The 12,610-nt window shown below is 49.7% G+C and carries 9 protein-coding genes; 2 read left to right on the plus strand and 7 right to left on the minus strand.

Annotated elements, in window-relative coordinates:
• Positions 1-532: 532 nt before the first annotated feature.
• Positions 533-2,107, plus strand: coding sequence for a hypothetical protein (locus NYR52_RS03785; protein ID WP_259436323.1), 1,575 nt, complete (start codon positions 533-535; stop codon positions 2,105-2,107).
• Positions 2,108-2,155: 48 nt separating this feature from the next.
• Here NYR52_RS03785 and NYR52_RS03790 read toward each other — a convergent pair whose 3' ends face one another.
• From NYR52_RS03790 to NYR52_RS03820, 7 genes are all read right to left on the minus strand, one after another.
• The gene (locus NYR52_RS03790; protein ID WP_259436324.1) at positions 2,156-4,237 is read right to left on the minus strand and encodes a chitosanase; all 2,082 of its coding nucleotides are present in this window, start codon (positions 4,235-4,237) and stop codon (positions 2,156-2,158) included.
• Positions 4,230-4,739: a hypothetical protein gene (locus NYR52_RS03795; protein ID WP_132219726.1), complete on the minus strand. Its 510-nt coding sequence runs from the start codon at positions 4,737-4,739 to the stop codon at positions 4,230-4,232. The genes NYR52_RS03790 and NYR52_RS03795 overlap by 8 nt, the downstream gene beginning before the upstream one ends.
• 15 nt (positions 4,740-4,754) lie before the next feature.
• A complete protein-coding gene (locus NYR52_RS03800; RefSeq protein WP_259436325.1) occupies positions 4,755-7,163 on the minus strand; it encodes a VirB4 family type IV secretion system protein in 2,409 nt (802 codons plus the stop codon).
• Positions 7,102-7,461 carry a hypothetical protein gene (locus NYR52_RS03805; protein WP_022737198.1) on the minus strand — a complete coding sequence of 120 codons (360 nt, stop codon included), beginning with the start codon at positions 7,459-7,461 and terminating at the stop codon, positions 7,102-7,104. Before NYR52_RS03805 ends, NYR52_RS03800 begins: the two co-directional genes overlap by 62 nt.
• Before the next feature lie 8 nt (positions 7,462-7,469).
• A complete protein-coding gene (locus tag NYR52_RS03810) occupies positions 7,470-8,468 on the minus strand; it encodes a conjugal transfer protein TrbL family protein (protein WP_259436326.1) in 999 nt (332 codons plus the stop codon).
• 84 nt (positions 8,469-8,552) lie between these two features.
• On the minus strand, positions 8,553-8,810 hold the full coding sequence (locus NYR52_RS03815) for a pilin (RefSeq protein ID WP_022737200.1): 258 nt from the start codon (positions 8,808-8,810) through the stop codon (positions 8,553-8,555).
• A 126-nt stretch (positions 8,811-8,936) separates the two neighbouring features.
• Positions 8,937-9,716: a hypothetical protein gene (locus NYR52_RS03820; RefSeq protein ID WP_054096147.1), complete on the minus strand. Its 780-nt coding sequence runs from the start codon at positions 9,714-9,716 to the stop codon at positions 8,937-8,939.
• A 579-nt stretch (positions 9,717-10,295) separates the two neighbouring features.
• Between NYR52_RS03820 and NYR52_RS03825 the strand changes: the two genes are divergently transcribed.
• A complete protein-coding gene (locus NYR52_RS03825; protein WP_259436327.1) occupies positions 10,296-12,488 on the plus strand; it encodes a DNA topoisomerase III in 2,193 nt (730 codons plus the stop codon).
• Positions 12,489-12,610: the final 122 nt, after the last annotated feature.

Here is a 12,610-nt window from a genome sequence, read left to right on the forward strand (position 1 = left end):
TCGTATGTTGATAATATATAAATTTATGCTATAATTAAGGCGCTTTTATCACCACAACCATTTGCAACAATGACACAACCCTTTTCAAACTCAAACAAATCACTTCTATAGCGTGTCTGGTGAATAGGCCAGCGGCTCCAAAACCATGTTCTCATTCGCTTCACTTGTCCATCAGCGCTTCTTGAGAAAAGGTTTTTCCTGCCAACCTGATTTGCCAGACACACCTTACCATCCCTATCCATTCCAAATTCGAGTGGGATGAGAAAGAAGAGACAACAAAAACCTTATCAACGGTGGATGCATGCAACAGGATTGATTCGCATGGATCAATGGTTGATAAGGTTTTTCCTGTCTTCATTTGAGCTGGACGGCTGAAGTGAAAGGGTATTATTTGTTTGAAGTGGATTATTTCTATTTAGTGAAAATCAACTAGCGGCAAATCGATGTTGTTAAAATTTGTGATATTCTCAATTTGAAAGGGATGTTAGTTTTGGTTTTTGCTTGATGTATGCGACAGAGCTGGAGGCGAGAGATGTTGTCATTGTTTCGCGACGAACATGCTTATAGAGGTTGTTATCACATCGAACAGACCGTTTCATTCTTTGATGGGCAATTGGCCATTGCCAAGTCCGAATCTAAGCGATATTACCTGCAAGCCGTTCTCTTGCGGAAGCCAGCTTCTTCTTGGGCGATTCAACAATATCGATCATTGAATCATCCATTGGTGATTCCTTGCGAGGAAGTGTTTGCTGATAAAAACTACCTGGTGCTGGTTCGTCCGTATGAACCGATCCATCCTTTGTATGAAGCGGTGGCCGAACAGCGGGATGAATCCCAGTTGATTGAATGGACGAAGCAGTTGCTCGATTTGGCTAAGAAGTTAAAGGAAAAATCGTTGCCGATGTATTTGTTGCCCGATCCTCGCAATATTGGCTTGAACCAGCATCATCAATTGCGGGTGTTGTTTTGCGGGATAGAGCAAATCACTTCTCCACAACCACCGATGAGTTGGGGCACTTTTTTGTTCAGCGCCCTGTCAGGTGAGTTTCCTGATGCGCCACTTAAGCGGTTGCCGCGGGGGTTTTCCGCTTCCAGGCCGATGATTCGGCTTATTGAAAAAACGTTGGGCGAGAAATCGTTTAACCAAATATTGGAACAGATCGACCAGTTTGAGAAGCGAAAGGAGAATCAAGGAAGCGGAACCCTGTTCAGCCGCTGGTTTAGTGGAAGTGAGCCGACGGGGGTGAAGTCACCGCCACCCGTACCGCCCATGCCGGCAACCAAACAGATTGAGTCGAGCGGGTCACAAACGCTGCCGCCAGCTGAAAGTGAGATGGTGCTTGAGGAAGAACCGCTACAGCAGGACTATGCAGAGCAATTGCGGCTCCAATACGAACTGCTGCGGCATGAACAGTTGGAACAGCAACGCTTGGAGATGGAACAGCAGATACGGCAAATGCAGGAGATGTTGGCACAACAGCAGCGGGAGCTTGAGAAATTGCAACAGGAGCAGAGGAACAAACTGAAAGCAAAACCGAGCCAAGCATCGCAGGTTGATAGCTCACCTGAGAAGGAACAAGTGCGGGATGCGGAGCAGGTGAAGCCGGCAGAGAAGCAGCAGCGGGCGAAATCGGAGAAGAAAAAACGGCCAACCAAAGAAAAAGCGCCAGCGGAACAGGAGGCGCAGATTCTCTCGATGTCCGAAACGCCAAATGCCCAGGCGGAGTCGTCAGAAACGAGTCACTCCTCTGCCGATGACAAAGAGCGAGCGAGTGAAGAGTTAAAACGGTTGAAACAGGAATGGGCAGAATGGAAGGCGAGAGAGCATGAGCGGATAGAGAAGGAGCGGGAGCAACGCCGTGCCGTGGAGAAAGAGCTACGGCAGAAGTTGGAGGCGCTCAAGAAGGAACGGTTGGAGTGGGAACGACAGGAAAAAGAAAAGCAGGATTTGAAGCAGAAAGAATATGAACAGCGTAAACAGGCATTGCTCCAACAACTGGGCATAGATCCAGAGGAGAGCGGGCCATCAACGGGCACCAAACCGCGGAAGAAAAAGAGAAATGCCAAACAGGCAAATAGCCATTCAACAGAAGAACATAAGGAATGAGAAAACAGGGCGATCATCTGATCGCCCTGTTCACGTTGTGCGCTGAGATTACTGAATCGTATATGGCTTGTTTTCCCACTCAAAGGTGAAAGGGCCGTTCAGGTCAAAGTTGCCACTTTTCACGATTTGCATCAGGGAGCGAACTCGGCCCACCGAGCGAGACCATTCATCGCGGGTGTCGGGGTTGTGCGCATGGGACAAGACATCTTGACGTACCGTTAGAAACATTGTGACCCACTCTTTTTCATTGACCCCAGATTTGGGTGTGCCGTTGGCTTTGTTGCTGGTTTTCTCAATCAGTGCGGGAAATCCGTCTGGGTCGTCCCCTTCCCCGTGCTGGATGATTGAATCGTAGAAAATTGCTTTTCCCAGCGCGGTTGTTACACCCACACGTTCGGCGTGCTTAAGGGCTGGGTTGTAATACATTTGATCGGTAACCGCGTCTTGTGCAGCCAGGAATTGGGGGTCTTTGGCGGCTTGTTTCCACGCTTTTTCATACCCGACCAAACCGGAGATATCATCGGGGGCAGTAGCTGAGATGAGCCGTTTTAGCTCCGGTAGGAAACGGGCGAGCGGATTGTCAGGGACGCGGTTGGTATATTGGCGGACAACTTCGTAAGCATCACCGGTGCCGGTGGTGAATCCGGCCTTCCCGCTGGTGTATCCCCGTCCGTCGTTTAAATATTCCACATAGTCATATTGGATCTCGGTTGTGCCGTTTTCAAAGACACTGGTGATTTGTTCCGTCCGTCTTTTCTGCGCTGATGATGAAGGTGGCAGGTTGGATTTGGCGGGAGGTTTCGTTTCACCAGACGGCTTGTCCGTCTTTTGCGAAGGCTGCTTCGGCTTGTCCGTTTGCTCGTTGCCTGGAAAAACGACTTTCCCGGTCAGGTAAGGCATGGGGTCCACCGGAGTTCCGCGAATCCGCACTTCAAAGTGCAAGTGCGGCCCGGTACTCCAGCCAGTGGACCCGATCAGCCCGACCGTTTGACCATTGCGCACCGTCGAGCCTTTGCTTACCAAGATTTTTTGCAGATGGCCGTATAGTACGGAAATGCCGCCACCGACATCGATCACCACCGTGTTGCCATAGCCGCCCATCTGTCCGGCGAATACCACTTTCCCATCGGCGACAGCCGCCGCCGGTTTGCCGGCGATCCCCGGTGCCGCAATATCGACACCAGTATGCAACCGCCGGGTTTTCTTGATAGGATGAACACGGTAACCGAAGGGAGAGGTGATGGTGCGGGTGAAGGGGGTTGGCCAGCTCAGGTTCTCGGGCGGATTGATATCGGTGGGGATATCAGAAACCGGATCTGAGCCGTTGCCATAGCCAGGCACGTCTACCACTCCGCTATCAATTGGTCGGATGGTGTAACTGTTTGCATCGGAGGCTTGCTTTTCGATCTCATGGTAGTAGTACAACACATCTTGTGTATATTCTTGGGCCTGGAGATCGGTACCGTCGCGATTATCCTTATAGTAAGCGATCAAATGTTTTCTGAGTTGATCATCCGATTGGTTGAGAGCAATGCCTTTCACTTGCATGTAGCGGGCGGCGGTGAATACCGCATCCCAAGTTTGTTTTGGGTCGGCGTAGCTGTCTTGATCGGCATCAACACCATAACCACCAGCATCACTGATACGCTTTGCTGGGAAATATTCCACATCTTGCTGTTTGTACGGGGTGTAATTGGAGCCGACCCAGATTTTGCGCCGCAGGTTGAAGGAACTTAGATGTGTATTATCGTTTAGTTGTTCCCCCACTTTATTGTCGGAGTTTGGCGTTACTTTGCCTCCGAATCCCGATTCTTTGTAATGGACGGCGGCCACCAAGGCCCAAGGCACTTGATATTGCTGTTGTGCTCCTTGGTAATATGCTTGCAAGGTGCCGGTCATTCCCAAGGGGCCGATCTGGGATTCCGCCTGTTGATCTGCTTCTCGGTCCACATCGCTGGGAATGTCAATGCTGTGACCAGTGATCAAGGTGAAGATGGGGCCTAAGATCATGGCCAAAAAGGCGACGAAGGCGACGATCAGCAGAAAAGGGATCAAGAAAATGATCATGCCCGATCCGGCGATCGCGGCTGAGACCATTGCGAACAGTCTGGCGAGGACTTTTTCACCCATCGGAGCTCACCTGCAACTCGCTTACGCGCCATTTCCCATCGCTGTCCTTCACCACGGTGACCCAAAACCATTCTTCATCATCCATGGTCGTTCCGCTCTTCAGGGTGAGTGCCTGAACTGTCACCACATTCCATTCCATTTCGGTCGCATTGCCCCCGTCAACGGGAAAAACCTTCAACGCTTTTAATTCTTTTTTGGTAATTTCGGAACCGGTCAATGAGCCGGTTTTTGCAAATCGCTTAAAAAAATCGTTGGTGACAAACGGTTGGATCTTGTCGATGTAGGCCAAGGGATTGTCCGCATCATAAGGGACATAGTGACGGACGAATGACTCTGCCACCTCTCGAGACTTGATCGCATCCTGCTCCGTCGCTGTCGGTTTGGTTTCCGCGGGGGAGCCGCCACCCCCAATCACCCATGAGAAAAGGTTGACATGGCTGAATCCAAAGCCGAACAGCCCGAGGATGCCAATGACGAGCAGGATTCTGACATGTTTGTTCATGGTCGCCTTCCCTTTCTACAGTGATTGGTGAAGTGCGCGTTCCATTTGCTCTTTGCGGCTAAGCTTGTTTTCTGTCACTTTCAGATTGAGCACTTTTTGTTCATCCGGCGAAGACTTCACCTTCATTTCAATCCGTTTCCCCGCAGCAATGTGAATGCAATATCCTTGCTGTTTTCGCTTGCCGAGGATGCTGAGCTCTTTTTCTGAGAAATTCATGAAGCGGGATAATTCTTCGATGTCCTTCTCAGACATGCGCATAAATGTTTTGATAAACGCGTTGTTAAAGATGGCGGTGCCGTATTTCCCGATGGTCAGGAAGTCGTCGACGTTTTGCGTCGCCGTGGTCAGGAAGCCGCCGTATTTACGCACCCGTTTGGCGATTTCGCGCAGGAATTTCATCGTCTGCTGGTTGTCTTCATCCGCTAAAAGCCAGGCTTCATCAACATACAACCCTTTTCTTTCGGAACGGTCAATCTTCATCTCTTCCCAGATTTCTTTCAACAACAAGTCCATCAAGGGACGTTTTACTTCATCACTTAACTCGTGGATGTCAAAGATGGTAACCTTGCCATCCATGTTCCAGTTGGTCTGCCCGTTGAACATGCTGGAATAGGGGCCGGTCACGTATGGTTTCAAGGTGGCGATAATCTCTTGGGATCCCTCTTGCTTTTCCAAGATCCGAACCAAGTCACTCAAGATGGGGAATTGGTCGGGCATCTTCGCATCATCGCCATGCAAGGTGAGCCCTTTCTCCTCATAGGCCCGTTGGATCCCTTCTGTCAGCAGGGCTTTTTCAATCGGGCTTAAGTTGGGGCAGATCCAGGAAAAGAAGCTCATCATTTCCGCGATTTTTCGCCGCAAGTATTGTTGGATGTCATTTTTTCCGTCAGTGGTGCTGTCATCGCTGTCCACGACTGTGGAACGGATGTGAAATGGGTTGGTCGTGAATTCTGACCCCAACCGGAACAAAATCCGCTCGGCATGAGGGATAAAATATTCGCGCTCGGGATCGATCACGAAGATGCGCTCGCTGCGCCCGGTCGTGATGTGGCGCAACATGTCCAGACGTAAGTAAAAACTTTTCCCCGAACCCGACTCCCCAAACACCACTTCGTTGGGGTTGTTGAAAAAGAGGTTGTTGTAGCGGTCATAGATGACCGGGCTGTCCGTTTTGCCGTTCATGCCTTTTAAGACCCCTTCATTGAAGTTCAGGTCGGAAGAGTTGAATGGCAAAATGGATGCGACCAAGGTGGATTGCATCGGCCAGCCGACACGGCGTTCAAATTCCAGATCGGCGGCATAGCAGATCGGCAGGAGATACCACATCAACTTATGCCCTTGGTACAAAAGCTTTTTGGCGCGGAAGCGGCTGGATGCGATCGCCGTTTCCAACCTTTTTTCGGCGGACTTCAGCTCATCCATGTTCTCCTCTTTCACACAGATGATGAAGGTGGTGCTGAATAAGTTTTCTGCATCGGATTGCAGGCTTTGCATCAATTCTTCCAAGCTCTGCCGCTCCCGCTCATATTTTTGCTGGTACATGGGGGGAAGGGAGCCCATCAATTTGCTCTCCAGCTCAATGATCTTGGCACTGGTGGAGCGGACGAACAGGGTTTTGTCAGTCGGGCGCAAGATGATGGACAAATCCAGGTTAGCCTTGGTACTGACAACGCGTTTAAGCCAGGCGGCACCCACTTCATCGGGGAAATTGGAAAAGGTGTAGAAGCTGTGGTACATCTCGTCCATTTCCAAGTAGCGCCCTTGGTGATCCCGGATTGCAAGGGGAGCGATTGCTGACAGCTTCATATCGGGATAGTAAGGCTGTCGTTGCGATGTTTGAGGGTTCAGTTTTTCATAACAAACTTTTTTGATTTCATCCCCGGAAGCAGGAATTGCTCCCATGCCCCCGGACTCCAGGTATTCCATCATGGACAGGGACATGTCGTACAGCTGGTCGTGCGCGTCCACGGCATTTTTGACGTTGGAATGCAAGATGAGGTAAAAGTTGTGAATGTTACGGGCATTTTGCGCATAGTTCTGCAAAAACAGTTTTTTGGACAAAATGCGTTGCAACAGATAGTTGTCGTCCTCCTCTTCTGCTTGCTCCGCCTTTTTGTCCAGATATTCGAAGTATTGCTCGATGTCGATCCGCTCGGATGAGATGAGGATTTGCACGGCATTGTCAATCGTCACCGCATTGAGGCAGGATTGGATCGCTTCCACCGCTAACACGATGTCGTCATCCGACAACAAATCAGAGTTGATGGTGTCTGTGATTTTCAGCACCATTTTATAATATCCGTCTATCGTTTGAACGTAATGGGATTCAATGCTTTGAATGGGTATCTGTTGGACTTCTTCCTCATTCTCTTTCCCTTTTTTTGAGGTCAACCCTAATTTTGAGAGTATCGATTTTTTCGCCATGATGTTGTTCCCCCCAATAAAGTCGCACTTTTTGTGAATAGGCCCACTTTAAGATGTCAATCAAGAAGGCGCCGTTCATTGCGCCGCTCCGTTCATCGGTCATGAACAGATAGAAGAACATGCCCCCAAGTGTGCCGGCGACCATCACGCCAGCGACCGGCGTTTGGGTCAGCAGGTAGCATCCCCAGCCGATCGCACCGCATGCCACCGCGGTCGGGGCGAAGTAAATCCACCCCTTAAACTCCAATCCGAGAAAGCTCTGCCCTTTTTTCACATTGCGCGGAATGGTGTACCGCATGATTTCACCTACTTTCCGCTTGCTGCTTTATTTGTTTTCGCGGTTGCTCTCGCATACCTGAACCTAGTCATCGCCTGGCTGGCTTTTGATCTGACGATTGAACCGGCTCCACCCAGGCCAGCGCCTTGCAAGTATTGGCGCAGGATTTTCGGCCCTTGCAAAGCCACCATGACGATGGCGACCGCCAGAATCAGTTTCGAGAAGAAGGCCCCGTTCAATCCCAGTTCCATATTGCGTATCAGCATCAACAACAGGGTCAGCAAAAAGAAGTGGAGGCTTTGCGTGAAAATGACGGCAATGCTTTCCGTCCAATAAGTGGTGTACAGATTGCTGCGATTGGTGTAGGATGTGGCGAACAACGGACCCAAGAAATACAGCAAAATCAACTCCACATAGCGCATCGCACTCGCATACGCGAAAATAGCGAAGGCGATGAACAGAATGATGCGGGTAAACACGCGTTGCCACGGGTCTTCCAAGGCGCAGAAGTCGACCATCTTGGACAAGCTCTCGCCGGATTGAATCTTATAGGTGCCCGAAATGCTGATAAAGCTGTTCAACATGTCGACATTCAGTTTCAGCAGGAAATTGGAGAAGATGTATGGAGTCGCCATCACGAGTACCAGACTGACTGCATAGGAGCCCACGATTTCGGCGAAGTTGGGCTCTGATTCTCCAGTCAAGTTATCGCGCAACCCTTTCAAGATGCGGACGATGAAAAAGATGGTGGCGAGGGTAAACCCTCCCGTCACAAACCATTTGTCCAATGTGGTGAAGATGGCTTTGTCTTTGGTGAAGATGGTACCGATCGAGTTGATGAAGTAGTTGTTGCCCCCGCCGTGTGCGCCGTCCATCTGCACAAACGTGGCCAAAGCGGTGGTCAGCCATGTGCTGATGGGATCGACAAACACGATCAGGATTTTGTCTAAGACGAACCCGAGCAAGTCGACGACGAATCCGATCGGGTCGCTGAAAATTTTCCAAAAGCTTAATCCGCTTTTGCACATGTCTTCATGCCTCCTTCCGCAGAGGAAAAACAAACCCCCATCCCGGCTCATGGGATGAGGGGAAGAGAAAATGGAGTATCCCCGTTATTGGCCGCCGCCTAAAATCTTCCAAATCCAGTTTCCCAGCCATGTGGCGCTCCCAGCCAGCGCAGCGCCGATGATGGCTCGGGTCATCCGTTCCTTGATCGCGTTGGTCTCTGAACCGTCTTCCGCTTTGGCCAGCATCAGGCCACCGATAACCAATGTCAAGATGATGACCCCCGGCACCAAAAACAGCATCCAACTGCTGATTGATTGTAAAATCTGTTGCAGTCCGTTAACAAACTGTGGTGTTCCGCCCAAGATAATCCCTCCTGATGTGTGTGACACAAATGAACATTTTTAATAGGAATACAAATATCATGATATCGAAATATTGAAACCGAATGATTTTTTAATTAGCTTGTAAACCCATGTGAACAAAGCGCTTCACTTAATCCTGTAAAATTGCACATCGTCAAAATCGGCCCAGTTTTCCGCTTTGGCTTCGCTGTAGATGAACACGGTGGCTGTGCCCGAGGTGACCTTGATGTCGGGTACGGTGAATTCCGTCCAGACATCGGGGATTGCTTTGTTTTTGAGGTCAATGGACGCCTTTTCACCTTTTTCTTTTCGGTCGTAACTTCTCACGCCGAATTCCAGGTGGCGTTGCCCGCCTCCGCTGCGCAACCAGATTTTTGCTTCATAAACGCCGTTTGGCAGGTTATCTAATTTTTGGTATATTCTTTGCTTGTAAGGTTTGTCCGACCAGTAGTTCAGGTCTTTTTTTCCGGTGTGTGGGAAATCTTTTACAATGCTAGTGACATGATTTTGCCCGTCGGGAGCCCATCTGCGCCAACCCTGTAGGTCATTTTCAAAGCTGGGGTTTTGCACGAGGTTTTGCCGCAATGGAGGTTCTGTCGAGCGGTTTGATTCTTCTGTCGTTTTCTCTTTGGAGACTGGCGGCTTCTCGCCCATGGTGGTCGGTTTCGTTTGCGTGTTGGGCGCCAAAAAGAAAAGATAGCCACCAACGGCCAGCAGGGCGAACAAGATGAGACCGCCCGTCAGGAGAATCCAAAATTTGTAGCTACGAGTTGATGTCGATTCGGGTGTGTGTTGGGGTGAAGGAGGTGTTTTTTTGGAAGTGTCCAGTTTAGTGAATAGTGCTATCGTGTCAAATTTCTTGTCGGAAGACGGATCCTGCTGGTGACGGCGGTTGTTCTTTTTCACGATTTCCTCCTTTTCTTTTTTGGATTCTCTTCCCCTACCAGAGTAATGCAGAAAGGAGAGGAGATTGGATGACTCTTGTCAACCATATCCTTGCTGAGTTAATCCCATTATATAAACGAATAAAAAAATAGTAAATATTTATTGTTGACGATAAATAGATAATTTAAATTAACAACAAAATAATTAGATTATATTTTGGATTTATACAATAGATCCCCCTTGCAACCAGTGGGAAAGGCGGTCGGCTTTGCCATGACTGCGCTGGAACATGTGCGCAACTGAACATTGATCGCGAAGATCCATGTGGCGATATGTTGTCTTGGTCATCACATCGATTTGTTTATTGATGCGGCATCATTACGCTAAATCGATGGAAAGCACAGGGGAAGGAATCATAAAGAGAGCAGCAGTGAGGGATTGAATTTTTATAAATGTATGAAAATCAATCGCCGGTCGAAAAGAGGGGAAGACGCAGATGGGGTTTGGTTTCCAGCTTTTCTTTGTTATACAATGTTGATTGTTGATGACTTCACAAGATGATAGAAACAGCAGGCGCGGATGCATGAAAGGATGTTATAGATGAGCAAAACAGTGGTGTTGGCTGAAAAGCCTTCTGTTGGTAAAGATATAGCCAAGGTGTTGCGCTGCCATAAACAAGGCAATGGGTATTTCGAGGGGGACCGGTATGTGGTGACCTGGGCCTTTGGCCATTTGGTTACCCACGCCGACCCGGAAGCGTACGGAGAGCAATATAAGACATGGCGCTTGGAGGACTTGCCCTTGCTCCCTGATCGCTTGAAATTGGTGGTGATCAAGAAGACGGGCCGGCAATTCCAACAGGTGAAGCAATTGATGTCCAGGCCGGATGTGAAAGAGATCGTCATCGCCACTGACGCAGGGCGCGAAGGGGAATTGGTGGCGCGCTGGGTGATTGAGAAAGCGCATATCAAAAAGCCGATTAAGCGCTTGTGGATCTCATCCGTGACGGACAAGGCGATCAAGGAAGGATTTCAACGCCTCAAGGACGGCAAAGAGTACGAGAACCTATATCATTCTGCTGCGGCGCGGGCGGAAGCCGATTGGTTGGTGGGAATCAACGCGACGCGGGCCCTGACTTGCAAGTATAACGCCCAGCTTTCTTGCGGACGGGTGCAGACACCCACGCTGGCGATGATCGCCCAACGCGAAGCGGAAATCAAGAACTTTAAGCCCAAAGCTTTCTATGGGATGGAAGCGGTGGCCGAAAATGGCCTCAAACTGGTGTGGCAGGATGGCAAATCGAAGGATTGGCGCATCTTCTCGCAAGAAAAGCGCGATCGGTTGCTATCCATGTTAGGTGATCGGGAAGCGATTGTTGCCGAAGTGCGGAAGAGCAAAAAGAAGCGTTTTGCCCCATCGCTTTATGATTTGACCGAATTGCAAAGAGAAGCCAATCAGCGGTTTGGTTATTCCGCAAAGGAAACGCTGTCCACCCTGCAATCGCTGTACGAATATCATAAAGTGGTCACGTATCCCCGTACGGATTCCAGGTACCTCTCCTCAGACATCGTGAGCACCTTGAAGGATCGCATCGAGGCTTGCCGGGTCGGGCCGTATGCCAAGCTGGCCCAACAGGCCCGCCTTCATCTGAAACCGGGCAAACATATTGTGGATGACAGCAAAGTATCGGATCACCACGCGATCATTCCTACAGAAGAACCGGTGTTTCTGGACAAGTTGAGTGTCAAGGAGCGGAAGATCTATGATCTTGTCGTCAAGCGGTTTTTGGCGGTGATGTTCCCGCCGTTTGAATATGAGCAAACCACGGTGCGGGCAAAGATTGGTGGCGAGACATTTGTCGCCAAAGGGAAAGTGATCTTGGCGCAGGGTTGGAAACAGGTGTATGGCGATTTGGTGGAAGAGGAAGAAGAAAAGGAAGGCATCAAAGAGCAAATCCTGCCGAATCTGACGGAAGGACAGCGACTCGCCATTCGCGCGATCAACCCGACCCAAGGGGAAACCAAGCCGCCGGAACTGTTTACGGAGGGCAGTCTGCTCGCGGCGATGGAGAATCCAGCCAAATTCATGGGCAATGAGCGGAAAGATTTGATTAAAACATTGGGGGAAACCGGTGGATTGGGTACAGTGGCTACCCGTGCCGACATCATTGAAAAATTGTTTGACAGCTTCCTGATCGAAAAAAACGGCAAGCATATCCGCATCACTTCCAAAGGAAAGCAACTCCTCGATTTGGTGCCGGAAGAATTGAAGTCGCCGGCATTGACGGCCAAATGGGAGCAAAAGTTGAGTGCCATTGCTAAAGGAAAGCTGAACAAAGCCGCTTTTGTCTCGGAGATGAGGGGTTATGCCAAGGCCGTGGTCAACGAGATCAAAGAAAGCGAGAAAACATTTCGGCATGATAATCTGTCAACCAAAAAATGCCCGGACTGCGGCAAACGGTTATTGGAAGTGAAGGGCAAAAAAGGGCAGATGCTGGTTTGCCAAGATCGGGAGTGCGGGTATCGCAAGAGTGTCTCTATCATCACCAATGCCCGATGCCCTGAATGCAAGAAGAAGCTGGAACTGCGTGGAGAAGGGGAGGGCCGGATCTTTGTCTGCATCTGCGGCCACCGCGAGAAGTACGCAGCATTCCAACAACGCAAGGAGAAAGAGAAAAAAGGCAAGGTGTCGCGTCGGGAGATTGCCAACTATATCAAACAGCAAAACAAGCAACAAGAAGAAGGGCATCCTGCTTTGAAAGAAGCGTTGTCCAAGTTGTTTAAACAAGATTAATTTCGTTTGGCACAAGAAGCCGTTAACTAATTAAAAACCGCTCGCCTTCTGTCATCTGATGTGGAGGCGGGCGGTTTCATCACTGATTGTATCGGCGATCCGTCGAAACCGAGTTTGTCCTG

This window comes from Laceyella sacchari, assembly GCF_024927925.1.
GTDB lineage: Bacteria > Bacillota > Bacilli > Thermoactinomycetales > Thermoactinomycetaceae > Laceyella > Laceyella sacchari.